At 39.9% G+C, this 26,737-nt stretch carries 27 protein-coding genes; 10 read left to right on the forward strand and 17 right to left on the reverse strand.

What is annotated here, in order from left to right:
- The first annotated feature begins 488 nt into the window (after positions 1-488).
- Genes OQX62_RS19495 through OQX62_RS19510 form a run of 4 tightly spaced genes read left to right on the forward strand, consistent with a single transcriptional unit; the run spans position 489 to position 5,115 of the window.
- On the forward strand, positions 489-1,583 hold the full coding sequence (locus OQX62_RS19495) for an MBL fold metallo-hydrolase (protein ID WP_265833306.1): 1,095 nt from the start codon (positions 489-491) through the stop codon (positions 1,581-1,583).
- Entirely contained in the window at positions 1,576-2,682 is a 1,107-nt protein-coding gene (locus tag OQX62_RS19500; protein ID WP_265833307.1) for a trypsin-like serine protease, read from the forward strand. The genes OQX62_RS19495 and OQX62_RS19500 overlap by 8 nt, the downstream gene beginning before the upstream one ends.
- Positions 2,672-3,172: a hypothetical protein gene (locus OQX62_RS19505; RefSeq protein WP_265833308.1), complete on the forward strand. Its 501-nt coding sequence runs from the start codon at positions 2,672-2,674 to the stop codon at positions 3,170-3,172. The genes OQX62_RS19500 and OQX62_RS19505 overlap by 11 nt, the downstream gene beginning before the upstream one ends.
- Positions 3,160-5,115, forward strand: a complete 1,956-nt coding sequence (locus OQX62_RS19510) for an ATP-binding protein (protein ID WP_265833309.1) — start codon at positions 3,160-3,162, stop codon at positions 5,113-5,115. Before OQX62_RS19505 ends, OQX62_RS19510 begins: the two co-directional genes overlap by 13 nt.
- 320 nt (positions 5,116-5,435) lie before the next feature.
- On the opposite strand, the gene OQX62_RS19515 is transcribed toward OQX62_RS19510, so the two are convergent.
- The 3 genes from OQX62_RS19515 to OQX62_RS19525 are packed head-to-tail and all read right to left on the reverse strand — an operon-like array spanning position 5,436 to position 10,250.
- Entirely contained in the window at positions 5,436-6,896 is a 1,461-nt protein-coding gene (locus tag OQX62_RS19515) for a hypothetical protein (protein WP_265833310.1), read from the reverse strand.
- 1 nt (position 6,897) lies between these two features.
- Positions 6,898-9,030, reverse strand: coding sequence for a hypothetical protein (locus tag OQX62_RS19520; RefSeq protein ID WP_265833311.1), 2,133 nt, complete (start codon positions 9,028-9,030; stop codon positions 6,898-6,900).
- Positions 9,031-9,038: 8 nt separating this feature from the next.
- On the reverse strand, positions 9,039-10,250 hold the full coding sequence (locus OQX62_RS19525; protein WP_265833312.1) for a 3'-5' exonuclease: 1,212 nt from the start codon (positions 10,248-10,250) through the stop codon (positions 9,039-9,041).
- Between the two features lie 224 nt (positions 10,251-10,474).
- Between OQX62_RS19525 and OQX62_RS19530 the strand changes: the two genes are divergently transcribed.
- The gene (locus OQX62_RS19530; RefSeq protein ID WP_265833313.1) at positions 10,475-11,113 is read left to right on the forward strand and encodes an alpha-ketoglutarate-dependent dioxygenase AlkB; all 639 of its coding nucleotides are present in this window, start codon (positions 10,475-10,477) and stop codon (positions 11,111-11,113) included.
- Between the two features lie 87 nt (positions 11,114-11,200).
- On the opposite strand, the gene OQX62_RS19535 is transcribed toward OQX62_RS19530, so the two are convergent.
- The 10 genes from OQX62_RS19535 to OQX62_RS19580 form a co-directional block, all read right to left on the reverse strand.
- Positions 11,201-11,860: a DUF6266 family protein gene (locus OQX62_RS19535; protein ID WP_265833314.1), complete on the reverse strand. Its 660-nt coding sequence runs from the start codon at positions 11,858-11,860 to the stop codon at positions 11,201-11,203.
- An 83-nt stretch (positions 11,861-11,943) separates the two neighbouring features.
- Positions 11,944-12,528 carry a DUF6266 family protein gene (locus OQX62_RS19540; RefSeq protein ID WP_265833315.1) on the reverse strand — a complete coding sequence of 195 codons (585 nt, stop codon included), beginning with the start codon at positions 12,526-12,528 and terminating at the stop codon, positions 11,944-11,946.
- A gap of 11 nt (positions 12,529-12,539) precedes the next feature.
- Entirely contained in the window at positions 12,540-12,923 is a 384-nt protein-coding gene (locus tag OQX62_RS19545; RefSeq protein WP_265833316.1) for a hypothetical protein, read from the reverse strand.
- A 122-nt stretch (positions 12,924-13,045) separates the two neighbouring features.
- Entirely contained in the window at positions 13,046-13,624 is a 579-nt protein-coding gene (locus OQX62_RS19550) for a peptidoglycan-binding protein (protein ID WP_265833317.1), read from the reverse strand.
- The gene (locus tag OQX62_RS19555) at positions 13,543-13,962 is read right to left on the reverse strand and encodes a hypothetical protein (protein ID WP_265833318.1); all 420 of its coding nucleotides are present in this window, start codon (positions 13,960-13,962) and stop codon (positions 13,543-13,545) included. The genes OQX62_RS19550 and OQX62_RS19555 overlap by 82 nt, the downstream gene beginning before the upstream one ends.
- Before the next feature lie 67 nt (positions 13,963-14,029).
- Entirely contained in the window at positions 14,030-14,674 is a 645-nt protein-coding gene (locus OQX62_RS19560) for a DUF6266 family protein (protein ID WP_265833319.1), read from the reverse strand.
- Between the two features lie 375 nt (positions 14,675-15,049).
- Complete coding sequence (locus OQX62_RS19565; protein ID WP_265833320.1) at positions 15,050-15,313, reverse strand: hypothetical protein; 264 nt, start codon at positions 15,311-15,313, stop codon at positions 15,050-15,052.
- A 39-nt stretch (positions 15,314-15,352) separates the two neighbouring features.
- On the reverse strand, positions 15,353-15,997 hold the full coding sequence (locus OQX62_RS19570; RefSeq protein ID WP_265833321.1) for a DUF6266 family protein: 645 nt from the start codon (positions 15,995-15,997) through the stop codon (positions 15,353-15,355).
- Positions 15,998-16,697: 700 nt separating this feature from the next.
- Positions 16,698-16,910, reverse strand: coding sequence for a hypothetical protein (locus OQX62_RS19575; protein ID WP_265833322.1), 213 nt, complete (start codon positions 16,908-16,910; stop codon positions 16,698-16,700).
- A 259-nt stretch (positions 16,911-17,169) separates the two neighbouring features.
- Positions 17,170-18,228 (reverse strand): DKNYY domain-containing protein, encoded by a 1,059-nt coding sequence (locus OQX62_RS19580; protein WP_265833323.1) that lies wholly within the window; start codon positions 18,226-18,228, stop codon positions 17,170-17,172.
- A gap of 316 nt (positions 18,229-18,544) precedes the next feature.
- Here OQX62_RS19580 and OQX62_RS19585 point away from each other — a divergent pair, with 316 nt between their 5' ends.
- A complete protein-coding gene (locus tag OQX62_RS19585) occupies positions 18,545-18,928 on the forward strand; it encodes a hypothetical protein (protein ID WP_265833324.1) in 384 nt (127 codons plus the stop codon).
- Between the two features lie 86 nt (positions 18,929-19,014).
- Here OQX62_RS19585 and OQX62_RS19590 read toward each other — a convergent pair whose 3' ends face one another.
- Complete coding sequence (locus OQX62_RS19590; RefSeq protein WP_265833325.1) at positions 19,015-20,085, reverse strand: alpha/beta hydrolase; 1,071 nt, start codon at positions 20,083-20,085, stop codon at positions 19,015-19,017.
- Between the two features lies 1 nt (position 20,086).
- Complete coding sequence (locus tag OQX62_RS19595; protein ID WP_265833326.1) at positions 20,087-20,647, reverse strand: DapH/DapD/GlmU-related protein; 561 nt, start codon at positions 20,645-20,647, stop codon at positions 20,087-20,089.
- 342 nt (positions 20,648-20,989) lie between these two features.
- On the opposite strand from OQX62_RS19595, the gene OQX62_RS19600 reads away from it, so the two are divergent.
- Positions 20,990-21,583: a helix-turn-helix domain-containing protein gene (locus tag OQX62_RS19600; RefSeq protein ID WP_265833327.1), complete on the forward strand. Its 594-nt coding sequence runs from the start codon at positions 20,990-20,992 to the stop codon at positions 21,581-21,583.
- Positions 21,584-21,598: 15 nt separating this feature from the next.
- Here OQX62_RS19600 and OQX62_RS19605 read toward each other — a convergent pair whose 3' ends face one another.
- The gene (locus OQX62_RS19605; RefSeq protein ID WP_265833328.1) at positions 21,599-22,513 is read right to left on the reverse strand and encodes a LysR family transcriptional regulator; all 915 of its coding nucleotides are present in this window, start codon (positions 22,511-22,513) and stop codon (positions 21,599-21,601) included.
- Between the two features lie 47 nt (positions 22,514-22,560).
- On the opposite strand from OQX62_RS19605, the gene OQX62_RS19610 reads away from it, so the two are divergent.
- Both OQX62_RS19610 and OQX62_RS19615 read left to right on the forward strand, forming a co-directional pair.
- Positions 22,561-23,529 carry an alpha/beta fold hydrolase gene (locus tag OQX62_RS19610; protein ID WP_265833329.1) on the forward strand — a complete coding sequence of 323 codons (969 nt, stop codon included), beginning with the start codon at positions 22,561-22,563 and terminating at the stop codon, positions 23,527-23,529.
- A gap of 109 nt (positions 23,530-23,638) precedes the next feature.
- Entirely contained in the window at positions 23,639-24,052 is a 414-nt protein-coding gene (locus OQX62_RS19615; protein WP_265833330.1) for a nuclear transport factor 2 family protein, read from the forward strand.
- A 115-nt stretch (positions 24,053-24,167) separates the two neighbouring features.
- Here OQX62_RS19615 and OQX62_RS19620 read toward each other — a convergent pair whose 3' ends face one another.
- Positions 24,168-25,724 carry a hypothetical protein gene (locus OQX62_RS19620; protein WP_265833331.1) on the reverse strand — a complete coding sequence of 519 codons (1,557 nt, stop codon included), beginning with the start codon at positions 25,722-25,724 and terminating at the stop codon, positions 24,168-24,170.
- A gap of 177 nt (positions 25,725-25,901) precedes the next feature.
- Between OQX62_RS19620 and OQX62_RS19625 the strand changes: the two genes are divergently transcribed.
- Positions 25,902-26,615 (forward strand): helix-turn-helix domain-containing protein, encoded by a 714-nt coding sequence (locus OQX62_RS19625; RefSeq protein ID WP_265833332.1) that lies wholly within the window; start codon positions 25,902-25,904, stop codon positions 26,613-26,615.
- Positions 26,616-26,737: the final 122 nt, after the last annotated feature.

A 26,737-nucleotide genomic window follows, 5' to 3' on the forward strand; every position in this document is an offset into this window, starting at 1 on the left:
AGGATCAACTTACTTTCAGTTCAGCAGATGTAAAATTTGCGCTGTTATCCAGATTTCTCTTGGGCATAGATGAATTGTCTACCGCAATGTTAAGTTAACATCCTCATTGTAAGTCTTCAAACGCGTCCTTAAATTAGATGATATCAGTTCAGACCATAGATACGTGCGACACATCAATTAGGAAAATATTTCTCTCATCAACAAGCAATTCTTAGGATTTTTTAGAAAATACTCTGTAACATGTTTACTACCTTCAAGCTTAGCAATCCCAAGCTATTCACACATCTACTCGATATCACCCAATTTAATTACGTTTTTTGTAGTTCCATCAATAAACTCGGTAACATACTGAATAAGCGCATTGACAATGGTCATGCGCCGATGGAAGTGAGATAAAAAATGTTCATATTTTTAATATTTTGGTTTTTAAGCTAAATTTATATAGCTTTATACTGAAAACATAGATTAACATTCTCGAAAATAAATACTTGAAAGAAGACAAAAACCAAAATAACAAAAGCCAGTTACTGGTGCTTCCAGCTTTCAATGGAGATTGCCTAATTATGAAAACATTTGATCGATCTGGCAATCCGTTCATTATGCTAATAGATGGTGGTACAGCGGCAACTTTTGATGCTCGCCTTAAAAGGGAGATTAGGCAATTGGAACATATCGATGTGATAGTACTAACGCACATCGATTCGGACCATATCGGTGGACTTATAAAATACATCAAGAGCTCAAGTTTTGATCATGAAAAGGTGGGGCAGTTTTGGTTCAATTCTAAAAATCTTCATTTTGTCGAAGATGGTGGTAATATTAGCTATGGGCAGGCAAAGACATTGGAGGAACTATTGATTGACAATGAAGTGCCGCTTGAAAAAATCAAAACAGATATCTATGTTGGGAGTGTGCCAGTATTGCCAGATGGCATAGAGATCGAGTTGTTATCTCCAACGTCGGTGATATTGGACAAGCTCCAAGAGAAATGGCTAGGATTGTCCGACGAATATGAAGCGAAACTTGAAACTAGGCAGATTTCCGAGTCAAAGCCTTCCCAAATTCCTAGAGGTGAATTGCTGCAACTAGCTAACGCGGACGATACACCTGAAAAAACAATCCTGGCCGATGTCTTTAATAGCTCGTCCATAGCGTTTGTTCTTAGAACTTTCGATCTCAAAATTCTCTTTCTTGGGGATTCGCATCCCCATCAGATCATGCTAGAACTGGATAAGACCTATTCCATAACAAACAAACTTTCTGTCGATTTGGTAAAAATATCCCATCATGGAAGCAAGAACAATACAATGAATTGCATTTTGGATGTTTTGGATTGTGATCGCTATATCATCTCCACCAACGGTGGAAGTTCAGATCACACCCATCCGGACAGAGAAACAATTGCCAGAGTTGTTCATCACCCTTATCGAGTCAACTATGGATATGAGAAAACAAGAAAAATCTATCTCAATTATCCCATCGAATCAATTGAAGGTAGGGCAGGCATATTCGTAGAGGATAACGATTTTAAAACTGGGAATTGGGAGTTGAGGGACAAAACAAATATATTTCAGCATGAGTGAGCAATTATTAACCAAACCTTGCGTTAGAGTATCTGTCATTGTCAATGGCAAGAAGGTTAGCCATGGAAGTGGCACGATGATCAAGGGTGCTGATGGTTTCTTTATCGTCACCGCCTACCATTGCGTACATTTAGGAGATAGCAAGCCTGAAAGCCTTGATCTTACTACCATAGCTATCGATAAGCAGGATAGTTTTAATTCGCCTTTCCAACGAATTAGATGTACGGAAATTATAGCCTTTGACGAGAATGCAGATTGGACCTTATTAAAGGTAAACTATGATGACATTGACTGTACCTATCCAGATATCTTGGTTTGCAATAACTTCAAAGCGGAAACCCCAATTGGTTTCATGGGATTTCAATCGATCAACCGCGATCAGGCGAGGCCATTTAAGGGACGTGTTTTAAATGCAACGTCTAACAATGAGTTCAGGATTACATTGTCAGGTCAGGACAGCTTCAAGGCGGGTGTCGATGATGCGAAGGGACTTTCGGGCAGTGGGGCATTTATTGTCAACGACGGTAAGTTGTATCTAGCAGGAATTCTTAAAAGTGTACATGGGGATGAGGCATCCAACAATGATGTCAAATGTTGCCCAATGGTTGATATTGCTGAGAAGATCGGTATTAATGCTTTCGATATATCAACAGAAACCTTTGGTGATGGTTGGGCCAGTGAACAGTTTGGAGCTATTGAGATCACAGATTCAAGGAACCTAATAGAAAAAATCAAGGCTGTCAATAGCTTGATGTCAGATCGACGTATTCAGCGATATTGCAGGGACCTTGCACTAGGGAAGTCCGAACTCTCAAATATCGATCAACGCGACCTAAGTGCGATAAAATATAGGGTATTCGAAGAGTGCCAGACAGAATTAATCGAATTTTTAGATCAGAGTGAAAATGATCAGATGTCCAATGATACGATTGCCGAAATGATAGGCCGGTTCACCAAACGTGCCATAAACATCGTAAAGGTTAAATCACAGAGTTATAAGTATCCAGTGATCGATGATGACCTGATGCAGAAAATAGTTCTGGATTTGATCAACGAATGTTATATTTCATTTGACGAAGAGGGAATTTATGCAGAATAAAAATGCGGCAAAAAAAAGGCTGATGTTCATCCAAAAGGAGGACTACAACTTCTTAGCCTACAACACTATCCTTTTATTGGACGTTCTAGGCTGCACCTCTGAAACACGGAAATTTAAAGATTTCAGGAAAATTGCATACCTTATCGACTTTATAAATGAGGGTGGGAATCCAGAATCATTCGACCAATCCGAACTATCCAGAATATACCAACGTGCACAGATTAAAAAGAAGCTCTTGCACCATTTATTGATCATTCTTAAGAACAGAAAACTTATTGGTGTTTCGGTCAACGGCTCCACAAAGACAATCGATCTATGGTTGAACAAGGAATCAGTTCCTGAGGATTTTCTTAATGCTGAGTTTTTTAGTAGAGAGATTTCGAATATTAATTCATTAAAAAGTACACTTGGAACTTTCAAGGGTTTTACGATGAAAACGCTATCGGACAAAATATTTAAACAAAATAATGTGTTGACATGGGAAGTCTAATTGTCAAAAAAATAATCTATGCTGGGGAAAATTATGTTTATAATTCTCCTGAACTGAATACTGGCATCAATATCATTTTAGGGGACAATGGTTCTGGAAAAAGTACTTTTAGTTATTTTATCGAATACGGCTTTGGAGGAAAAGTTAAACCTTTCATGAACGATGATGTTGATGCAAGATATTCGCTCATACTTAATGACACGAACAACTATGTGCAACTTGAAATTTTAATCGACCAGGTTCCTTATTCGCTCAAACGATTCATTAACTCCCAAGATATATTTATTGAACATGGAGGGCATGTCGATACATTTGCATTAGATAGAAAGTCTGCTAAGTACATTTTTTCCGATTGGCTACTGGACAAGTTAGGGATTGCAGTGTTTGAACTATACCTTGGAGCAACACACTGGTTTTTTAATTTCAACGACCTCTTTCGTCTACTAAATTATGACCAGAATACTGAAACTAGAAAAATATACAAAGAACCTGTCGCAGAAAATTTTATCGCGGATTCAATTGTGATAAGAAAATCTATCTTTGAAATACTTTTGGGGATTTCTTCCGTAGAGTTTTTTAAAAAGCAAGATGAGGCTAGGGCCGCTATGAAAGCTCGTGACGTTGCAAAGGGGCTATTCGAAAATTTTAAGGATAATCATGAAATTTCCGATGATTTCGAAAAACTAACTTCCAGAAAGCTTGAATCTTCGAAAAACTTGGCCGAATTAGAAGAAAAGAGAAACAGCGAGCTCAAAAAGAATACGACAGTTGACGACAAGGTAGGAGAATTGGCAGACGTACAGGCCAAACTCGTTGATTTTCAGCTGAAAGCCTCTCAGGATAGGGTCATGCTAGCTAATATTTCCAATGAACAGCATAAAGTATCTGCGCTACATCAGGGGTTGGTTGAGGAAATTGCGCAGATCGAGAAGATTATTTTTACCCATGATAAATTGGATCTTTTTGCGATGGAGGTTTGTCCATTCTGTATGGCCAGAAAGGACGTTAAGCAAGGTTTTTGCATATGTGGCTCGCCGTTCAACGATGATGATTACGAAAAGTTCGTTTACAATTCAAATGAATATAAAGATATTCTGACACGAAAACAGAAAGGGATCGAAGCGATCACTGTTGCCGACCTTGCCTACCGTAGCGATGTGAAGAAAATTTCTGATAGACTAGCCACTACGAATGATAAAATTGACGAATATACACTCAAACTTAGGAATATTATAAACACAGCACAGTACGCTGGAAACAATACTGTAATCGACGATCTCAATGACCGCATCTTTAAGGTTAAAGAAGAACTACTTCAAATAAATTATGGTATGAAAAACAGTGATCAATATTTAAGGCTACAAGCGGACTTCATCGAGAAGAATAGAATATTTGGGCTTACCCAAGGAAGTCTAAACAGAGCTATGGAAGCCCATGAAAAAAACAACGCTGATACCATCTCTTCTTTCAATAAAGTTTATAGCGCTCTTTTGGCAAAATCATCTTATAAGAGTAAAGAAGCGTATATCGACGACAACTATATGCCCTCTATTGACAACCGTGAATACAAAGCTAACAGTAGCGACGTTCCTAAGCGTTTGATGTACTATTTTACGATATTAAGCTTAGCTCTAAAGATGAATTCAGTGAAGCATCCTCGGTTCTTGCTAATTGATACTCCTGAAGACTCAGGAATCGATGCCGATCACCTTAATCTCAACCTCTTACTTTTGGAAGATGCCATTGCACTAGGTGCTGATCAGGAAGGTAATATCAAAGACTTTCAGGTAATTCTGACAACCGGTTACGGAAAGTTTCCTGAAGAATTCACAAAGTATATCGTGGAGCAATTCTCGGAGAAGGATGGAAACTTTATACTGAAACCAAGAGTTGAGATGAATATCCCAAGTGATGAAGACAGCCCTAAGCCCTTAGATTTCTAATTGACGGTTATCTCCAAATAAAAATTATTTACATAATAGGTGTTTTGAAGTATACAAATATTGTTTTGAACGCCGGGATTAATTGGGCATCTTAATCTTTCTGATCCCAAAAATTAGGTGAAAATATGATAGGGGAAGGAAAGGAAAAAATGAAATGACAGAAATCTGTCTGCTAAATATACGGTAGGTATTCAATACATCTCATGCAAAGTTGAAAGTTTTCAAAGTGCTGAACAATTCAAGTACTAACTTAGCAAGGCGCCATAAGCAAGCTGGGAATGTCAGTATCTACTAATGTGTGCTGAAGCGGCAGAGTCCGATTAGCTGAGTTTGAGAATTTGCTGGTATACCTGCTGATTTGTCGAAGAAAAGCTGTTTCGATAATTGGAGTAAGGTATATTTCTGGTTTCGTTATAGATGGTTTGATAGCTGCCAAGGTGCTTTCTGAATTCATCATATTTGGCATTGCGATGGCTGCCAATGGCATTCTGAAAAACAAAAAAGCACGGACATTCAGGCTGGCTTTTCCGGATATTGAGCACCGCTTGTGCCAGCGCTACCGGATCCAGATATGGGCTGGAAAACAGGTAACTAGCATTGATCAAGATACTGTTTGCTTTATCCATGACTTCAAAATCCAATGCCTCCAGCGTTTCTAAGTATATAGCATGTTTTTTCGGATTGAAAAGATCGTTATTCATGAAATATTCTGCACCGTTTCTCATGCTACCAAAGTAATCTATGCCAATATAGTCAAATTCCACCGGCTCGCCGGTATGCTGGTGAATGTGGTCGATGAAAGCCAGGGCACTTGTCGCCGGACCGCAGCCGATATCGATAAATTTTACTGTGCCAGGACTCTTGTAGAGTGTCAAAAATAAATCAGCACGCTCAAACAGGTATTGAGCTGCGAAGAAATGCATCCTCATGTTGCAATATGCATATAGACGGACCATATCCAGACCCGAGAGTCCGTCAACTGGCTTATCAAAATTCGTTTGACCAAAGTTGATAATTTCTCGCTTGACTTCATCAAAGGAATAACCCATTAGAAGCTCAACCCAGCATGTCTTGGGATGTCCTTTAATAGGATTTATTATCTTTTCCCGGAATAAATTTTCAGCCCATAAGCTTGGTTCTGCTATCTTTTCTACATGAGCGTTAGGTTCAAGATTGATTTCAAACTGGTCGAGATTCTCCCTATAAAAGATCAGGATTGGATAATCTTGGGCAAGAGCCTCAGAAGAAAACAGGGCGGTAAATTCCTCGAGCTCCACCAACTTTCCGAAATTCCGTATCGCTTGGCAGGCATATTCATAGTAGCTGTGAATATCTCGGATAACCTCATTTTCATAGCTTTCGTCTCCTTCATACAATACAGTGGAAATTTTCTGGAGATATTTTGGCAGTGAACTGATATGATGGCGATAATCATTGTATAAACGGTAGTGCATCCAGGCATCCAGCCGATTTCGCAAAACAGAGGGATTGATTTTACCAATGCAATTGGAGACCCCAGAACGGTTGTTTGCTCTTTTAAAGAACAGTCCAAGCTGCCCGTAAAGGAACTGAATATGAACAGAAGCTTTCTGAATATCGCTGGCCGTTACATTTGTCTGAGAAAGGTGTCTGAGCAGCCTGCGAAACTGGCTTATTTGAATGGACTCAGCATCCGCCTGAATAAAAAGGAGCTGAAGTTCGCGTCGGTGATTAGAAACGAAATCTATAATTTCTTCCGTTGAAAGCAGTACGAAATGGGCTAAGAGATCCTCAATATCCATGCTATAGCTCTTTGTTTTCTCTAGCGAGTGAAATTCTGATACGAAGTTCCTCGGTTTTGATTTTCATCGTCGGTTGTTTTAACTTCTCTATAAGTTCTGCCTTGGAAAAACGTAGTTCTGTGAGGGCTTCCGTCAGACCCTGACTCAATAAACGTCTAGCTGCATTGGCTGAGAATTCGGGCACCATCAAAAGTTTCTGGCACAGAAAACCAAGTTCAGAGTGATACCTGATCCACACCTCTGCCTTAGAAATCTGGGCAATAAGGGTATCAAGTTCAGAAACTATCGATTTAACCTGGATCATTTCGTAGGTTTCGCTGAGGATTTCTACGATGCGTATCGCTATCTCTTTTTCCCTGTCAGCCGAGTTCATGTGTTTTTCCTCAATCAAGACACCATTGAGGTTTTCCTGATTGGTTATGGCGATGGGAAAAACATAATTGAAAACAATATCGATAACCGCCCTGTCAAATGTATTGTCTCTGAATTTGATTTCTGGTTTTCGCTTTACAGTCACCGCTTGAGCAGCAGCAGCACTAATAGTCGAGAGACGCTCTTCACTGTTGCTTTGTGCCGCGTAGCCGTAAAAATAGCCTAAAAGTCCGAAAGCATATTCACCATAGGCACTAGAATGCTGTCCGGTGATATCGCGCCTAGCAATAAGCAGATTGCTCTGCTGAGCATAATTGCGTAGGTAGGCAAAGATATAGAGTGGTAAAATTGAAGTCGATTTTGCGGTGATTCCCTCCACCAGGCGGATTGCAGTTTTTCTTTTAATTGCATCTCTCAGATTACTGTTGACTTCCCTTAGGCGATCTTGTGGAATCGCTTCATCTTTGATATTGGCCAGAATTCCCATGAATTCCTTCACATCTCTGTCATTAAAGTTTTCATCAGTCTGTATCCTTGAAAATAGCCATTTTAGTAGCGGTTTATCATCTGGACAGTTTTCATTAAATAAGAAACTGTAGAATTCCGATAGATTTGGGTTAGATACTATGGATGAACCGAATGCCGGTTCAATAGCCTGCATCGCCAAAAAGAAATGGTCTGCAATGGATTTATATATTCCAGTTGATGATGAAGTAAGGTAACTGTAGTTTTTAATGTAGGCTAGAAGCCCAAGGATCCGGTCGAATTTATCAATTCTGCGGCTGTAATCCTCAGCTTTTTTGCTACTCTTCAGGTTTTCAAAATCTAGCTTCCCTACCTGCACTTGGGCAATGGAAATGAGGTTTTCAGGGATAAATCCGCCGTCAAACAGTCCTGCATCACTTAAAATAGTTGCTTTCACTTTTTCATCCCGGGTAATAATGGTCTTAACATTGGTAATGGGAAGCGGAAAATCCATCAAGGCAATGCGACCATTTAGACTTAACTGCGAAAGCTGCTGCGCTTGGAGCAATACTTCCATCAGCACCATTTCAGTATCTCCAGTCGAGGCACTGTTAGCCAGTATAAGCTGATGGGAATCAACAGACTGAAGATCTGAAAAAGCTCGGTTGGAAAAATAACATGAGGGCAAGAGCATTCCCCTGGAAAAATAATGGTAAATATTCGCTCTGTGAATTTCCAGATAAATGGGTTTATCTGGATCGAAGCCCTCAGCATTAGGGGTCTCTATACTCCCTCGTAACTCATCTTTCACTTCGGGGATTTTTAAAGAGGTAGTGGCATGATTTTCATTACGGATTTCATTGGCCGGTGCCTCGATCGATGAAATCGAATTACGCGGAAAAGTCCATTCCGATGCCTGAGCTTCTCGTTGAGTTTCATCCTCGATATCTATATGCAATCCAGCCGATTTTCCTGCTGCGTTTTCTTCCCGCGAGAACTGAACAGGCTCCGCTGCAAATGCTCCCGATATCGATTCTCCGCTGGTATTTTCTCCCGCAAACTCGAGAGGAATGTCCTTTGGATTCTGCTGGAGGGCTTTTGTATAGGCTTTCCCTCCTTTTCTATCTGCAGACTTTGCCACTCCCATCTTACCTTTTTGCCTTTTTTCCTGATCGGATTGCTCAGATGGACTCCCCTGCTGGTGTATCAGTTTATCCAAATCTTGTGAACTAAACAAGTGACCATCAGACGGCGTTTCTTCTGTTCCTTGGTTATCTTTCTTACTGCTTTTAGCCATAATAATTTTTAAAATGGAAGGTCATCATCTTCGCCGGATTTTGCTGGTGGTACATAAAAGGATAATACCAGTGGTTTTTTATTACAAAGAACAATAAAATCATTCCTTGCCCTGGTAACTGCCACATAATAGTGGCTCGGTGTTGCTTTGAAACGACCGTCATCATTTTTTGTACTCGTTGCAATGTCCGACCGTTCGAAAAATGGCAAAATTACCACATCAAACTCCAGTCCTTTACAAGACTCAAATGTAGTAATGAATGGCGAACTTAAACGCTTCTGCATCGCTTTTTCATCAGAAATACTCATCTTGTGATAATAATAAGAAAAAGAGCGATCTAATGGTGCATTTTCACTGCAAGAATACTCATGCTTCTGCAGAAAGAGCCGTATGGTCGTAATTTCTTCAGGGGAATGAACAAGGATACCGATATTACTGTTTAGGTTGGCCTCAATAATTTCCTTGAGTACTTCCAACTGCGCATCCACGGCCAGCCCATCCCTGACCTCGGGATTGTTCCCCCGACGCAAATGTTCAGTATCCATCTGCTGCACCCTAGGATCCTCGGGTACAAAAGCTTTGGCAAATTGAAAAATCTCCTTTGTGTTCCGATAATTCGCCTCCAGGTACTGGCGCTCGGTATCTGTATTTTGTTTTTTCAGCCCTTCAAATATGGTATCCTCTAGCTCTTCGGAAATATAGTGTCCGCGGTAGTTCTGTGCACGGTCTGCGCCAACGGAAATACATTCACCAAGAATGAAGGCATTCTGATAAACGGTACGAGGCAAATCCTGACCTTCGTCGAAAAGAATTTCGTCGAAGCGCATATTCTCCTCCGCATATGACTTGAAATTTTTTTTCACCTCCTCCTCCTTGGCCTCCGCATCGAAATATTTGATTTGTTGATAGTGCCAGTTGTAAAATGTGGATAGCTGCTCATCCACAACTTTATTGACCTCTTCCTCGTTAAACCCGCCGAAGAGCTCTTCAGCTCGGTCCCTTAAAGTTCCTTTTATAGAGTAAATCAGTGCCCGGTTATAGGTGAAAAGCATTAAATGTTTCTTTTCTTGCACCGCCCTTAAGAAGCGGTATATAGTAACTACGGTTTTTCCGCTACCCGGTCCACCGGTGATAAGCATGGAAATCCTGGGGTCATAGGCAAGCTGCTGGTCATCGTTGAGCGCAGTGATGGCTGGCAGGTTAAATTTAAATTCCGGCATTGGATCTTTTTTTGAGGCGTTAAAAATTTCGCTTCGACCTAACAAATTTAGCTGTACGTCAAAGTCTTAATACAAAAGTAAAATTTAAATCCAGAATCCCTAATTGAGTAGCTCTTTTAAAAAAAAACAAACTATTTGCTAATTACTAATATTTTTAGTATATTTGATTAACATTAAATGAGCCTTGCATTTCAACTGCATTCATTACCTTTGAAAAAGAGATTATGGAAAACCTCCCGCCTTTTGATCTATTTAATCCAGCACCAGAGTACCATAGTGTCGTAGCGGAAAGCACCCTGCCAATTCCTGTACTGATTCCTGGTCTGGAGTACAGAAGTGGTTTTATTACTGTCGATCAGGAGTTAGCTCTGTTGTCCAGTATAGCTGAACAGCCTTGGCTTGGCGACCTTAAACGCAGGGTACAGCATTATGGATGGAAATATGATTATCGCGCCCGTACCCTGAATTATGACATGTACCTAGGGCCTTTACCGGCATGGATCAAATTTATTGCAGAAAAGCTTGTTCAGGAGAAGCTCATACAGGAAGAACCAGATCAGGTTATCATCAATGAATATAAACCAGGTCAGGGCATAGCTAATCATGTTGACTGTGAGCCTTGTTTTGGCAATACAATTATTTCCCTAAGCTTGGGATCAGCCTGCGCAATGAATTTTATAGAGTTATCCAGTAAAACCAAACAGGAATTCATCCTCCACCCTCGCAGTGTTGTAGCCATATCAGAACAGTCCCGTTATCAGTGGTCGCACGGAATTCCAGCCCGCCTTGCCGATGAGATTGATGGAGTACGTGTTAATAGAGGCCTTCGGGTATCCATGACTTTCAGAAAAACTATTCTTTAAATCCAAGTCGATATTATTAGCAGGTCAAGAATTAGGAATAATCTTAATTCGATAAATCTAATTTGAGCCCAACCAAAACTCTTTCTTCTATAGACTTTTCTTCCAATTCCTTAAAAACTGATCCATCTTATTCACCCGTGGAGGGATCACACTTCCATCCCCATCCAATTTGAAATATCTGCTAAAGGAACACCTTCTGTTATCCTTCGATTTAAAAAACATCCAGCCATGCACTTTATCACGTTCATCTCGTCCCGGAATTTCTATACGCCCATAGTGATTTCGCCTTTTGGCTATCCTGTTAAAGCTAAAAGATCGCTTGGTAGTGGAATTATAAATAAACACACACAATTCGTCTTCTCCACAGCCAAACATCTTATCATTTTCATACTCCCAATCGATATCTATCATTCCTTTTCTCATCCACTTCACCTTCCACAACGTATTAACTAATTCGCCTGCAGTGAGGAGAAATTTTTCATAATCAATCTCATAATCAGGATATGTTCCGGTGAAACCACAATCATAAATATACCAGAAAAGTGTTGCTGCAGAATCTGGTATTTCACCCTTACATGTGATCATGGAATTTACAGACCTTACATGGTAGTAAAACTGAACTGCAGCGGCAAACTTAGCCCGCTGCTCCTTTTGTGAAACAGTTCTGATTATTGAAGATGTGTCACATTTTCGCCGACCAGCGTATACAATTGGCCATAGCGATTCCATTTTACGGCTTTTTCCCATAATTTTAAATATTAAGCTTGAAATTTTGTTGATTTTACCGTAGACCCTAAACAGACCTACGGTAAAGAGAAGCATCTTGTGCTTTATGTATCCATTTTAAAATACACGCTTTCGGATGAAGATCGATTATCAGTCGATTTAAAAAACACCCATAGATGAACAATATCCCCTACGCAATAACCTGGAATTTCTACCTGCACTTTTAAATCGCATCTCACAGCTATCTTACATAAAGTGTAAGATCTTTCAGCAGTAGCATTGTAGGCAAAAAGAAAAACATCGTCATTATCCTGAAATTGCCACATTTCCCAACTGATTTGTACTACCCCTTCCGCACACCATATCGCCTCGTATATCGCAGCTTCCAGTCTGGAAGATGTGAGGTTCAAATTTGTATAATCAAGCTCATAGTCTGGAAAAACGCCAGTGAAACCACAGCCATGAACCATTTTGGCCAGATAGCTATCATAATCGCGTCTCTTTCTCTTACAGGTAATCGCAGGAATTGCGGATCTTACATGCATTAGAAATTTTGCAGCAATACCAAACTTTTTCCGTTGCTCCAACTGTGCAATTGTTGGCGGCTTCTGGGATGGGCCACGTTTCCTTTTGTACTTGAATACTCCAAATGGAAAGAACTGATGGGATATTCTGTTTATTCTTTTCATGATTTTAAAATTTAAGTTTTAATGACTTTTGTTATTTTTCTATAGGCAGCCCAGGCTGCAATCAAAATCAGCACAGTGAAGGCCAGTACCACTTTCCAGGAAACCGAGCTTTTCTTTAATTTGTCTTTTTGGGAACTGCTTGCCCCTTCTTTCAAATTGGTCTGAATTTCTGTTTTACCCTGATCTGATTCTTCGGCATCAACCTTCACTAATGATGATGAACCGCTTTTAGATCTACCGCTGATCAGTACTTGATCTGCTTCCCCTGTAAAACCTGTTTCTGCAGAATAACTAAACCTGCCTTTCGGCCATAGCTGTATGGTATAATCCTGATTGCTGGAGTCTGCATAAAGAGTTATCCCGCTGCGTTTATTTAACCAGTCTCGCTTTTCCAATAAGCTCTTGTTGATTTGATAAGATGATTCCTGGTCAGATTTGCGATAACTACTATCTGTGTTTTTTAAAACACTGCAGGAGGCAAAAAAAACAACCAATCCTGCAGCTACAAAACATTTTATCATTTCGAGGTTCCTCCTTCCTTAATCCAGTTAGATATTCTATAGATAGTCTTGACATGTCTTCGCCTGTAATAAACACCATCGCCATTCCTGCTGCCATTGTTATTCGTATTGCCCTCGTAACTAAAACACCAGTCGCCCTCCACTTTTTCTACAAGGCCAACATGTGCGATCCGCTTATACTCCTGAAAATAGATCCCGAGCACATCGCCGGGTAAAGCTGATCTTGCTAATCTGGAGGCCGGAAAGAGATCAGGCGACCAACCCGTTCTTGGTTTTTTAAAACCTTCTTTCGCATAGACCCAGCTTACAAAAGCGGCGCACCAGGGCAAACCCTTTTTCAAACCGGCAACAGCTAAATATTCTTCAACACGTTTGCCGTCATTCTCGCCTGTGGCTTCCCTCACTCCTACCTCAGCCATTGCCAAGGCAACCAGCCGATTTCTATGCACGCTTTCCATACTGGAAATAGCAACAGGAATAGTCAAACCCGCTCCTAACAAATTGCGCTTAAGCATACCGATGCTACCACTAACAGTAAAGAGAAAGATGCCAAATAAAAGCTTAATTGTTGCCATAGCGATAAAGTATGAAATTGTGAAACCATAATTTTTAAGGGAGTCAAACCAGCCATCAGCCAGAATAGCTGCAATAACCACCAGCACATGGCTGATATGAGCAGAAATGCAGTGAGACTTAAAATAATCAGTAGCCATATAGACTGATCAATACCTGCTGTAGTAGCATCAATTTGACGCAGCCATACCGGACTTAGTATCCATAGCAATACTAAAGCGATGAACAGCAATACCGGCTGCCACTTTATCATTTTCGGGATAAAACCACCTTTGTGAGTTTTATTTTCTGGACGCTGAACCCCAGCAGTTCCATCCAGTATTTTTTCTAAAGTAATCATGTTAGTAGGATTAGAATTAAAAGAGATAAAGAACCGGCTGGTTCATTCCAGCCGGCTCCAACAATTACTACAGGATGGTATACTCACCCAGGTATTCGCTTGGAGAGGTATTCTCGCCATCGGTACCGACTAAAAACATGTATACATGCACTTTTTTACCTGCAAAGGCCCTCATCAAAGTCAAGCTCCCTTCCAAGTCACTCCTTTTCGCCAGATTAGTGGATCCTATGCTGAAACCCAGATCCGGGGAATAAGCAACAAATGCTACCGTATCGGTCGCTTTATTTTTATCGTCCACGAAGGTTTCCATCTTCCATGCAACTGATAGTTCACGATTAGGTAAACTGGTTACCACCACGTCGTAAACAGCTACTAAATTGCCTTTGCTGAGTACCACTTTTTCGTAGTCTACTTCATAACCATCAGGAGTAATAACCACAGCATTTTCAATATGATATTTGGTGGCTAGGTTTCTTCCTCCCTGATTCCCCACAGCTTTAGGAAAACCAATTGCTATGTAATCCGCAAACTTGCTTATAAAAGTAGTGATCAGGGCAAATATTGCACGTATCTGCTTTTGTTTAGCAGTTGGAAGTTTAGAAGATGGACTTGGAGTACTTCTACCAATGATCATCTTACGAAATTTGGAGACAACTAAATCTCCGATTTTACCATTGAAACGGCCGATCTGGCCTGGCTTAATTTTAGACATGATTTTAAATTTAAAGATTAATTATTCTGTTATTTCGAGTGGTCTGGTCACCGGTTACCTCTCACTCATTGAACGAATATAAGTAGCTTATTCACAATAAAATAACGAATTAAATGAGTTGTCCCTATTTGTCCACTGTAGATTTATCACAGCACAATTACGTCGCTATGCTGTCCCTATTTGTCCTTTCAAGAAAATAATTACTTTTCCTGATCTAAGTACTGATCATGGATAATTCTGCAAATTCTCATCTGCATTAATCCCGAAATAAAATTATCTGTTGCATTCAGGGCAAAAAAAAAACACATGCGGTTGTTAAATCGCATGTGTCTAAAATTGATCTACAGCCAGATCAGATATAATTGTGGTGTGCTGTTATGATTTTCTTTTACGTGGTTCTCTTACTGATTTTTTAAAATCATCTATGGAGCTCTGGTAGTAAATGATGCCTAAACTATTTTTATCCTCTTTAAGACTTCCATCCAGGACACGTCTTCTTAAAGTCTTGACACTGATATTAAGCAGGTAGGCTGCTTCCTTCCGTGAATAAAATTTTTCTTCAACCTCGTGGGGTTTCGCACCATAAGCCGGAAAACCTAAACAAAGTATCAGGTAGTCGATTTTCTTTACGAGTTCCATTATCCAGTGAGAGATCTCTGCAAGCATAACCAGGTCTATTTATATAGATTGCCAGATAAATTGTCCTACATACTTGCTATCTGATATAGCTTTATGATTAGCCGAGATGAATGAGATGTATGTCTCCGCAACAAGGGGTCTGTTTGATTCAGGTAGCATGAGCAGCTCTTTACCCTGGGTTCTTCTTGCACCACTCAACTGATAAATACCGAACTGCCGCTGCGGAAAATATACCATAAACATCGCCTGGTCACTGGTCTTGAATATTGCTGAAGTCAAGGCAGGGTTCCAGGTAAAAAGTATTCCTTTCTCCACCCTCTCCGCAAACAAATCTTCTGTTTCGGGCATCTTACCTTTACTGAACAGTAATTTTTTAAAATCAATGATCTTATCAGGATGTTCTCCGGTAAAGGCCTGATGGTAATTTACGGAATAAGCCGTGTTATAAGCAGATTGACGAGCAGCTTTCCCTGCGTTCTCAAAACCGACTTCTAAGAATTCCTTCACAGGCTTTAATACTGCAGTCATATCAGCCAATGCTTTTTGATTGGCCTTCTGCAAATCAGAAAATGGTTTAACTCTTACGCCGTTACTGCGTTTGACAACCTGACCATTCAGATCATAGATAGTACAGCCATTGAGCTTACCTCTGAAGTTGTCATCATATCCCTTTAGTATTGCCATGAGATAGTATTTTAATAGGTAGATTATAATTCTAATTTAATAATTTATTTTAAGATTTCATACTAGACAATTCTTAACTGAACCTACCTTAGATCTTGGCTCCATCCCTCCTTCTAGCGTCTTTCCGAGGGGTTTCTATAGGGTTGCTATACCCATCAGGCTAAAAAAGGGCATTGAACCGGCTTTAAAGGGGGTTTTAAAAAACTTCAAATGTGGGTCTAAACTAGGGCAAACACAGTCGAAAACTGGTTTTATGGTATCAAAAAAGGCATTTTTTAGATAGTTGAACTTCACGAAAAATATTTATGAAAATGATGTCGATTTTAGCTAAATAATGAGTAAAAAATCTTAACCAGACACCTAAAAATAATGCATTTGTAATAAAAATATTACATAAAAATCTGTAAATTTGGATGAGAAATCTCAGAATATTCTTGTTTTCTCATGAGAATTATATGGATTTATGGGGAATATTATAATTTACTATGTAATGTTTTTACATTTTTTAACATATAAACATCTGAATAAATGATAGAGATGACATATATTATTTAGTGATGAATTTTATTTATATTAAAATGCATAGTATTTCCAATATCAAGTACTATCACTAGTGAAATCATGTAATCGCCAATACCCTCCATTTGTAGGGCCGACTCTTTCAATCTTACCTGAATTCTTTAACTTATTAAGTTGGTATTTAATGCCTCTGAGAGTATGGCTTGTAGCTTCTGACATTTCTCGTGTTCTCCTCTGTTTTTACCACAGTATCATCAAATTTTACCCCAGTTTTTACCGGTCGCCTGAAGTTTACTGTAAATATTCCTTTAATCCTATATTCTGGTAAAGGTAATGCTGCTTCATTCATTAGTTTGTTCATTCTGCTGATGCCCGAACCAATTTGCTCGACCATGAACATCCGTGCAAATAGATGAGGGTTATTTCGCAATATTAGAAGGAATGGAGACCAGTCTCTTCGCGGACAAAGAACAATACCAATTATCTATACAAGTTCACCAAATCCACGCAATATGATGCTCTCAATCAACCGCATGTTTTACAGATCGATCAAACGTCCGATGCATGCAAAATTTCAGACGGAGTAATGATTCTGGATGATTCACCTTTGGATGGTCCGATGCCCATCTTTGCTTGTGCCGGATAAACGACAATTACATTTTCTGGCCTGTTTTATAGTTATACCTATTACCAAGTTTATCCTGGTATAAGGTGTCTGACTCTGCAAAACTCTGAACGTCGACCCCTACTAGTGGGGCTGTTTTGTAGAAAGCATTTTTACCATCTTTTCCAAAACCATATTTAAGTGGAGTGTATGTATTCACATCGGCTTTGGAGACTAACTCACCGTCATAGTAAACATTGTTCTTATCATTTGAATATCTGTCGTTTAAGAAATAGAATTGCTGATCATCCTCTTTAAGGGGCTTAAATAGCTGAAAAGAACTGATATCGACCTGCTCGTACTTAAATTTTTCACCGTAGGAGATGATCGTCTTATTGTTCACGCAGATGACATTCTGATTTATACTGCGAACCTGACGAATGGTATCAAAAGTACTGGTCATGAGTTTCGGGTCAGGATGGACGTAAACGAAGTATATGTTTTTCCCTATTTTTATATATTGATCGTTTATGGATTTAGGATCCCCGGGATTTGGCATGACTGATCGAAAATTGCGGAAATCAGGGCTAATGTAAATGGAATCTTTGTCTTCGGAAAACACGGTGTTTATGAAAGCAAACGTTTTACGGTCAACGTTTATCATTTTCCAATCAAGGAAATAGTGATTTTTGTCTCGTGCCCAACGTCCGTTGCCTTTTAAATTTTCATAAGTTTTTGGATCCGCATTTTTTATAATGATGAAACCCAATACCTCATCTATGTAGTAAGCGTGTAATTGATCTTTTGGTATTTTATTGTCGATATAAAAAGAGTTACGTTGAACATGTTTTTGTGGTTGACCTTTAAAAAATACGAAGTTCTTATCCGCTGCAATATTGCTGGATAAAATCCTAAAAGTTTTTGCATCTGCTTGCAATGTATCAACACCCAGCTCAAACCAATTACCATTTTGACAAAAAAGTATTTGCTGGTCTGAAGTGATAAAATAAGACTCCGATTTTTTCTGGTCCACTAATCTGCCAAGGTTTCTGCAGGAGACAAACGTCATCAGTATAATGCTCGTTAAAAGAATGGAGTATTTTTTCATCAATATAAATTTGTGGTTTAGTTTCCAATTTGCTTCCAGTTACCAGTAAACAATGCGAATAGCTTTCCAATAGAACTTCCATGTATTAGGAGGGTAAATATATAAATTAAATGCCCTTTGTAATAAATGAACAAAATAATGTGCTGATTACAAATTCTCATGAAAAACGTTATGACCCGAATCTTTTCCTTGAATTCCTTTGTTGCATTCCGACAATTAAATGCAGCCAGTATGATAGACTTAAAATCGGATATAAGGTGTGGGATGAAGGCATAGTATTTGCTCGTCGAATTCTTTAAAACTTAAATTATTTCATATGAAAAAGACCATTTTACTTTTTGTATTGCTCTGTACTGCTCTTTTCTCAAAAGCAGATCAACTACAGGCTTTAACACAAGCACAGGCTGAGGCTGCTGTTACATACCTTAAAAAAGAACCTGTTATTATATTGTGGTGCAGCTGTTGCGATAATGAAACACCTAAAAAAATCACCGTTAACGAAGTGTTTTATAAAAAAGATAGTGATGGAAAGTATTATTCGGTCATATTAAAGGGTAAGGATGAAAGTGGGAAGGATGTTGAAGAATATGTAGACCTTGCCTATGTATTTGTGAAAAAAGGTAAAAAAGCGCGAAGCTTAGGTAAAGTATTAAAATTTGAATGCGACCCTTGTACAAAACCATTTGACTGGCAGATTTAGGTTATAATAACAACACATCTATTTGATGCTAAATTAGCAATTACGGTTATTGTTAATACTTCCATATGTTTTGGTATTGGGTCTGACTATTTCTGTTCCTTCAGGTGTTTGATAAAGAAGGCCTCCAGCTTATCGAATGGAATCAGGTCGGTCTTGTCGTAAAGATCCACATGGCCGGCATTTGGAACAATAACCAGTTCTTTTGGCTGCCCTGCACGTTTGTATGCATCTTCGCTGAATTCCCTGGAGTGAGCCTCATCTCCGGTAATAAACAACATAGGTCGGGGAGAAATGGTTTCAATATCATTGAACGGATAAAAGTTATTGAACTTGGTATTACTGCTGAGTGTAGGGTGAGTGGTGGTTTTTGGCGAGCCACCTTTAGGCGTATATTCCCCTCTGGGCGTGCGATAGAACTCAAAGAACTCACGCTGTATCGGATGGGTGTTTGCATCCAGTTGATGGGTAGTGCCTCCTGTATATTTGGTTTCGCCACCCAAAAATTCGGCATAACGTTGCTCTGCCGCTTCAGCCTCGATTTTTTTCCTTTGCGCAAGGCTCTGCGAGTGGTGAAGTGCATTGCGGTTGGCGGAGCCCATGTCGTACATGCTCACCGTAGCAATGGCCTTCATCCTCGGGTCTATCTTTGCCGCACTGATCACAAAGCTCCCGCTTCCGCATACACCAAGCACGCCTATACGCTCCCTGTCCACAAATTCACGGGTACCCAGGAAATCAACAGCAGCACTGAAATCTTCGGCATAGATATCCGGAAGTACGGCATTACGAGGTGAACCCTCACTTTCGCCCCAAAAAGAAAGATCGATTGCCAGGGCGATAAAGCCCCTGTCAGCCATATTTGAAGCATAGACATCCGCACTCTGTTCCTTTACAGCGCCCATTGGATGGCCAATAATTATGGCCGCATTTTTTGCTTTCCTATCCATGTTTTTGGGTATAAAAAGATGTCCGGCCACCTGCAGGTTATATTGGTTTTTGAAACTTACGGCATAGAGGGCGACCTTGTCACTTACCTTAAACGTGGTATAGTCCTTCGCTGATATTTCTTTCATTTGAAAAAGATTTGATGTGGATTGTGCGTGGGCTGTACCATAAAAAAAGATCGCAGTCAGTGCAATAAAAATTAATTTTTTCATACTAAATGTTTTTGATGAATTTTGCCGGAACTCCTCCTGCAATTGTATTTGGGGCAACGTTCCTGGAAACGACTGCTCCAGCGGCAACGACGGCATTTTCTCCAACCGTTACTCCCGGAAGTATGGTTGCCCCCGCACCGATCCAGGCATTTTTTTTGATATGGATAGCTTTGGGTACAAGCGAATGCCGGTCTTCGATTGAGGTTGGATGTCCTTCGGATAATAGACTTACTTTGGGAGCAATAAACACATTGTCCTCAATGGTAATTCCGCCCATATCCAGGAACACACAATCGAAGTTGATAAATACATTTTTACCGATTTTGGTATGCTTACCGTAATTGATGTGTAAAGGAGTAAAAACCACCACAGTTTGATCAATTTCCGAACCTGTTATCTGGCCTAAAAAATTTCTTATTTCATCAGGATCTGGTGTGTTGTTCATTTCAACTACCAGTTTTTTGGTGACAAACGATTCTTCACGCATTCTGTATGCTTCGGGGTCATCTGCTGAAATGGTTTCCCCATTGCGTAACCTCTGGAAAATATCTTTTGTGTTCATGGTCATAATTTTATAAGCACAAAGGTAAAAGGATTTCAAAGGTGTTATATTACATTTATTTCTCAATTAATGTCACATATCACCTATTATTAATTATTTGTTCTATTTTTACCTGATATGTCAGCAAATCAAAAAGTTATATTCTGCAAAGTGGTATCTGGAACGGAATTTCCAGGGGATTTTAGTAACCGGTTTCATACACATATTTATTGTCAAAGTGGGAGCTTAAAATTTGTTTTTAATGGCCAGCACTATCAAAGTAACAAAGGCGAGTTTATATTTTGGTTGGCGGGGCTGCAGGTTTCTGAGTTGTCTTTTTCAAACAATTTTAAAGCGACAGTTTTGTTTGTTGACAATGATCTGCTGACCGCAAGTTTGCCGAGTGCCACCGCGAGTATCGATAGCATTATACATTCCAAAGAATATCCGATTTTGCATCCGGATAGAAAAGACAAAGAGAAAATCCTGAAAAATTTTCATTTGCTGTACGGTATGTCACAGGAAACAAACCATCGGTTTTATGAGGAAGCGCTTAAACTCCAAATGCAAATTTTCTTATTGGAGATGTGGCACATTTTTGAAGACGAGCTCGACAGAAGAAAACGAAGTCTGCAAAGCGGAACCTTGTACGAAAGGTTTATACAGTTGGTACAGGAACATTGCATGAAACAGCGGGAAGTGCGTTTTTACAGTGAACAGCTAAATATTACGCCTAAATACCTCAACTATATCTGCAAAGTCAATACCTTAATAACCGCCTCTGAATGGATACAGCGTAACGTAAAAGAGCGGATTATTATTCTATTGCAAAATAAGAACCTTAATATCTCGGAAATAGCCGATGAAATGGATTTTTCGAGCCGTTCGTTCTTCACCCGCTATGTGAAAAAAGTGATTGGTCTTACACCGAAGGAATATCGGGAGCGAATTGGATAGACTTGATCACAACCGCTAGTCATCTGGTTTTGTTCCGCCACTGATGCTGATAAAGGCTTTTAAAGCAGGGGAAAGTGGCACATCTTTTCTGTAGACCAAAATGGTTGTCATCAGGCCCAACTCCTTTGGCAGCGGGAACGTTTTTATATTTCTATTACTATAAAACGTACTGATGATTTCTTCTGGCATCACACTAAATCCAATGCCGGACTCAATGAAATTTACAACGCCTTCGATGGAATTCATTACTGTTTTATGATATTGGGCAATACCTTTGCTCACCAGCCAGGAGTCAAGTTTAGCTCTAAAGACGCAGCCCTGATCGAAAACTATTGTTTTAAGCGGATTATTTTTAAGTAGAATGTCCGGGTTTTCACAAGCTGCCGGAGTAACAATTACCACCTGTTCGTCCTTTATTTTAATTTGTTCAAGCTCAGGTATGTCAAGTGGAGCAGGGATAAATGCTGCATCCAGTTTATAATTCAACACATCACTGATTAAGCTGGCTCTCATCGCGGATCTAAAATCCAGGTCAACAAAAGGGAATTTAACAGCAAGTTCATTGACAAGTTCAGGCCCTTTGAGGGTCATCATGGTTTCCAAAAATCCAATTTTAATCTGACCCTTTACGATGTCACTTTTACCAATAGACCTTTTTGCCTCATCCAAAATATGGTTGATTTGCTTGGCATAGCGAATAAGTTTTTCGCCTTCCGGAGTTAATTCGACCTTGCGGTTGTTTCTGGTAAAAAGCAGTGCGCCAAACTCCTCTTCCAAATTTTTTATACGGGTAGTTACATTTGATTGAACTGTAAACATTGCTTCAGCAGCCTTGGTAAAACTGCCATAATGCGCAACGGCTTCAAATAAATTAAGGTCATTTGCATTCATACATCTTAAATTGAGATACATGGTATCTTTATAAATCATTTTGAAAGATTAAATATCAGGTTTACTTTTGAATAATAAAAAGAAAAATGAAAAGACTAAACATAGCCTTCACGATCATCTTGACTGGCTTATTAGGGAGAACAGAAATCATGGCACAATCAACTACAGTTAAAACAAGTCCTGCTTTAGAAGTTGGAGTTGTTCATCACCGCAAAGTAAATGTAAACGGACTTGGCGTATTTTACAGAGAGTCTGGCCCGGCTGGAGCGCCCATCATATTATTATTACATGGTTACCCAACATCATCGCATATGTTCCGCAATCTGATACCGATGTTGAACAAAAAATATCACGTGATAGCCCCTGATCTTCCTGGATTTGGAAATACTGATTTGCCAGATCGTAAAACTTATACCTATACTTTTGAAAATCTGGCCAAAACAATGCAGGGTTTTATAGATGAATTAGGTTTAAAAACGTTTGCAATTTATGTATTCGATTATGGTGCGCCAACGGGATTTCGTCTGGCACTTGCAAATCCAGAGAAAATTACGGGGATTATTTCGCAGAATGGCAATGCCTATGTAGAAGGATTGAGTACGGGGTGGAATCCAATTCAGAAATATTGGGAAAATGACACCCAGGAAAACAGAGATGCGCTAAGGTCTTTTTATAGTAAAGAGGGAACAGCATTCCAGTACTTTACTGGTGTGACCGATTCATCGCTTATAGCCCCCGAAGCTTATATTTTGGATCAGCATTTTCTGGATAGGCCGGAATCTGCAGAAATTCAGCTTGACCTTTTGAAAGATTATAAAACAAATGTTGAGCTGTATCCATCCTTTCAGAAGTATTTTAGAACCAATAAACCGAAATTGCTTGCTGTATGGGGAGATAAAGATCCATTTTTTCTTCCAGCCGGAGCTGAGGCCTATAAAAAAGATATTCCTGACGCAACAGTAAAGTTTTATAATACCGGCCACTTTGCGTTAGAAACGCATGTACAAGAGATAGGAAATGACATACTCAAATTTCTCTCCACCCTTCCAAAATAAGGTTTTTGGCTGTAATAATGCTTAAATGTTAAGCCTCTGGATTTGGAGTTGGGAGGTTGGAGAGGATGGTTAGCCGGTCTTTTCGCAAATAACAAATAAATCAGATGAAATGATGGAAATTAAAAACCCAGTACCACCGTTTAACTACGATTCAGCGGTGAAGAAAGTGATGCTTGCAGAGCAAGCATGGAATAGCCGCAATCCTGAAGTAGTATGCATGGCGTATACCCTGAATACAGAATGGCGCAATCGGTCGGAATTTATCTCTGGCCGTGAAGAAGTCAAAGTATTTTTAGCAAACAAATGGGAGAAAGAACTTGACTACAAGCTTAAAAAAGAACTGTGGACATTTAATGACAACCGTATAGCAGTTCGCTTTGAATATGAATGGCGTGACCATCAAGGGCAATGGTTCCGCAGCTTTGGGAATGAGCTTTGGGAATTTGATAAATTCGGACTAATGGAGAAACGGTTCGCAAGCATCAATGATCTGGCCATTGATGAAAAAGATCGAATGCTATAAAATATATAAACACTAATGTTAAAAGGCGCTAATCTATTGTTAGCGCCTTGCCAGTTTCATATCAAAGAAATGATCTGAGTTACTATTTTTTGATAATGCATTGTTCTTCTGTGTGTTATATTTGACTTACTACCTTCAAATCTTGCACAAGTAAGTAATGATAAACAGGCGGCATGGCAAGATTAAAAACACTTTCATTTGCTGCCGAAAGAAATGGCACTAAATAACGGTCATCATAAGCAGATAATTTCGATTTGCTATTTAGTTTCTCCCTGATGATATTAAGCATTGAAGCTGCTTTTGTGCTGTCGCCTTGCTTGTGGTAATGGAAAGCGAAACTTAACAATATAGTGTAAGGACTGTCAAACAATACGTAATTGGGAACGATGCCTGTGCCCTCCTCCCCTTCTTCTATAAGGTATAACAATTGTTCAGGGTTACGCTTAAAAAAATCCTCCGGAAACTCATCTTCGATAGAGCTGAAATAATTAGTTTCAGCCGTCCGAATGTCTTCGATCAAATTTCCGATCTGGGCTGTTAGGGTTTTCCTGGGACTTTTAAGGTCGAACTTCCACCCACCGTATGGATGAATGATCGTTTTGTTCTCCAGCCTGCTTTCCGGAAGAGATGCGATGGCCATCTGATAAAAGTGGACATCGGCCAGCCTTGTATTAGCTGCTCTTTGCTGCCAGTCCAAGAGCACACGGTGCTGTATGCCCAGATGGCACATCAAAAACTTATCTTCCTTTTCAAGGACTATCCATAAAAATCTCCGGCCCGATGGCGTATCCTTATACCAGTGCCAGGCGTTTGCTTCCTGATTCTGGATCATAGTCCATCCCTGAACGGTCAAACCTTCAGCTAACTGACCATCAATTAGATCCTCAATTAATTTGCCGGCACCCGACATTACTTTAATCGCCTTGGTATAGGCTGCTTTCAATTTTTCAGGCGACTTTTTAAGATCTAAAAAAAAGCGGGCGGCAAACTCTTTTTCTATCCCCCCGGCCAGCCGTACTTCGTCAGCGAGTAAAGGCAGTGCAATACTTTCATCAGCGTTACGCAGCCGCTTTACCTGATTACGTTGTGCAGTTGCTCTAATAGAGAGTAGATCCGGGTTTTGGAGCAGACCAGTGAAGTTATCGGCTAACACATCCTCTCTACCAAAACTTCCGCCAAGGTATCCGTTCACCAGCAAGCCATACCATTGGGTCAGCAATATGTATTGGTTTTGCTTTTCTGCCTCCTGCAACAAGCTGTCTATGAGCTGTGGCAATGAAATAGCCGATACGGGTTTGCAATCCGTACCAGCCAATATCTTTTCCGAACATAGCTTTTCCCAGCTTGTACTTCCCGCATCAATATAGAGATAGATTTGGCCCTCTTCCAGTTCGGCATAAGCAAGTTCACCGGTTTTTTCATTTTCTATCCATCCTGTCCTAGCCCCTGCTTTATTTGCATATCCGGGATAGTCGTTGGAAGCAATACGATACACAAAGTTATATTTCAAAAGGATATCGATTACCCTAAAATGCGTATACCCGGTGTCAAAAAGGTTTTGAATGCGGTAGACCGCAGCCAGATAGTCACGCTTTGTTAATTTGGGCAGGTCTGCCGAATCAATCAGAAAAACAGTATCTTCTACAAGATCCTCTATAGCATGCTGAGCCATACGTTAGTATTTAATGCTTAGTTATATAAAAAAACGAATACAGCTGCGGATTAGTATCACCAATTTGATCAAAGGGATCAAATTTTGGGCTTGGTCGTGATCCCGTTCGACTGCTGATTCAGACGTATAACTATTATTGCCATTTTAGATTTCGTTTCGTACCTTGAACTAATGAACATGGTACCAACGTTTTACGTTCCTCATCCTGTGTTAAGAAACCATATCAGTCATATTATGGTTGTTGAAGCTAAGTCTGATCAGGCTATACTCAATTTCAGTCCTTTTCCGCCAACGCCTCAGCATGCCATACATTTTTACCCAAGAGATGCGGTTACCGTTTTTAATGATAAAAACGGGCTTCAAAAACACCCGGGGAGTATCATTGTAGGGCCGCAGGTAAGTCAGGTGAATATTGCAATGGGCATGCATCACATTATTGTTTCTGTAGCATTCATGCCTGGTGGTATGCACAGGTTGCTAAAGATGCCTATGCATGAACTGTATGATGAACCTTTTGATGCGACCCTGTTATTAGGCCGCGAAATCGCCGAGGTGAACGAACGGTTACAGGAAGCACAAACTGCATTGGAAATGAAAAATGTGGTGGAGCATTTTTTTATGTACAAACTAGATCACTCTTCGCTGCTGCCTTGGGAACATGCTTTGAAAGCGCAACTACAAGGAAGTATGACCATAGAAAGTGCAGCTTCCTTAGCCTGCCTCAGTCTCCGGCAATATGAACGGAGGACGAAAGAAATTATGGGATATTCACCAAAGATCTTTTCCAGGCTTGTTCGTTTTTCCAAAGCGTACCGGCTAAAAGAGCAGCAACCCCGGTTGAACTGGACAAGTATTGCCCATAGTTGCGGATATTCGACCAGATGCATTTGATCAGGGATTTTAAGGATTTTACTAATGCACTTCCCGGAACAGTAGCCAAACAGATCAATAAGGCACCTGCGCTGTTACAGGAACATCTGCGGATCTAAGATGTCGTTTTCTTACTATTTATG

Source organism: Pedobacter sp. MR2016-24 (assembly GCF_026239655.1).
Classification (GTDB): domain Bacteria; phylum Bacteroidota; class Bacteroidia; order Sphingobacteriales; family Sphingobacteriaceae; genus Pedobacter.

Bases quoted from the DNA above. Each gene is read 5' to 3' on its own strand.
- OQX62_RS19570 (WP_265833321.1), bottom strand. From the start codon at position 15,997: ATGGCAATACTAAAGGGATATGATGACAACTTCAGAGGTAAGCTCAAT.
- OQX62_RS19585 (WP_265833324.1), top strand. From the start codon at position 18,545: ATGAAAAAGACCATTTTACTTTTTGTATTGCTCTGTACTGCTCTTTTC.
- OQX62_RS19575 (WP_265833322.1), bottom strand. From the start codon at position 16,910: ATGGTCGAGCAAATTGGTTCGGGCATCAGCAGAATGAACAAACTAATG.
- OQX62_RS19515 (WP_265833310.1), bottom strand. From the start codon at position 6,896: ATGGATATTGAGGATCTCTTAGCCCATTTCGTACTGCTTTCAACGGAA.
- OQX62_RS19520 (WP_265833311.1), bottom strand. From the start codon at position 9,030: ATGGCTAAAAGCAGTAAGAAAGATAACCAAGGAACAGAAGAAACGCCG.
- OQX62_RS19590 (WP_265833325.1), bottom strand. From the start codon at position 20,085: ATGAAAAAATTAATTTTTATTGCACTGACTGCGATCTTTTTTTATGGT.
- OQX62_RS19525 (WP_265833312.1), bottom strand. From the start codon at position 10,250: ATGCCGGAATTTAAATTTAACCTGCCAGCCATCACTGCGCTCAACGAT.
- OQX62_RS19510 (WP_265833309.1), top strand. From the start codon at position 3,160: ATGGGAAGTCTAATTGTCAAAAAAATAATCTATGCTGGGGAAAATTAT.
- OQX62_RS19550 (WP_265833317.1), bottom strand. From the start codon at position 13,624: ATGGCAACAATTAAGCTTTTATTTGGCATCTTTCTCTTTACTGTTAGT.
- OQX62_RS19555 (WP_265833318.1), bottom strand. From the start codon at position 13,962: ATGATTACTTTAGAAAAAATACTGGATGGAACTGCTGGGGTTCAGCGT.
- OQX62_RS19560 (WP_265833319.1), bottom strand. From the start codon at position 14,674: ATGTCTAAAATTAAGCCAGGCCAGATCGGCCGTTTCAATGGTAAAATC.
- OQX62_RS19615 (WP_265833330.1), top strand. From the start codon at position 23,639: ATGATGGAAATTAAAAACCCAGTACCACCGTTTAACTACGATTCAGCG.
- OQX62_RS19625 (WP_265833332.1), top strand. From the start codon at position 25,902: ATGGTACCAACGTTTTACGTTCCTCATCCTGTGTTAAGAAACCATATC.
- OQX62_RS19500 (WP_265833307.1), top strand. From the start codon at position 1,576: ATGAGTGAGCAATTATTAACCAAACCTTGCGTTAGAGTATCTGTCATT.
- OQX62_RS19605 (WP_265833328.1), bottom strand. From the start codon at position 22,513: ATGATTTATAAAGATACCATGTATCTCAATTTAAGATGTATGAATGCA.
- OQX62_RS19620 (WP_265833331.1), bottom strand. From the start codon at position 25,724: ATGGCTCAGCATGCTATAGAGGATCTTGTAGAAGATACTGTTTTTCTG.
- OQX62_RS19535 (WP_265833314.1), bottom strand. From the start codon at position 11,860: ATGGGAAAAAGCCGTAAAATGGAATCGCTATGGCCAATTGTATACGCT.
- OQX62_RS19595 (WP_265833326.1), bottom strand. From the start codon at position 20,647: ATGAACACAAAAGATATTTTCCAGAGGTTACGCAATGGGGAAACCATT.
- OQX62_RS19610 (WP_265833329.1), top strand. From the start codon at position 22,561: ATGAAAAGACTAAACATAGCCTTCACGATCATCTTGACTGGCTTATTA.
- OQX62_RS19505 (WP_265833308.1), top strand. From the start codon at position 2,672: ATGCAGAATAAAAATGCGGCAAAAAAAAGGCTGATGTTCATCCAAAAG.
- OQX62_RS19565 (WP_265833320.1), bottom strand. From the start codon at position 15,313: ATGGAACTCGTAAAGAAAATCGACTACCTGATACTTTGTTTAGGTTTT.
- OQX62_RS19530 (WP_265833313.1), top strand. From the start codon at position 10,475: ATGGAAAACCTCCCGCCTTTTGATCTATTTAATCCAGCACCAGAGTAC.
- OQX62_RS19540 (WP_265833315.1), bottom strand. From the start codon at position 12,528: ATGAAAAGAATAAACAGAATATCCCATCAGTTCTTTCCATTTGGAGTA.
- OQX62_RS19580 (WP_265833323.1), bottom strand. From the start codon at position 18,228: ATGAAAAAATACTCCATTCTTTTAACGAGCATTATACTGATGACGTTT.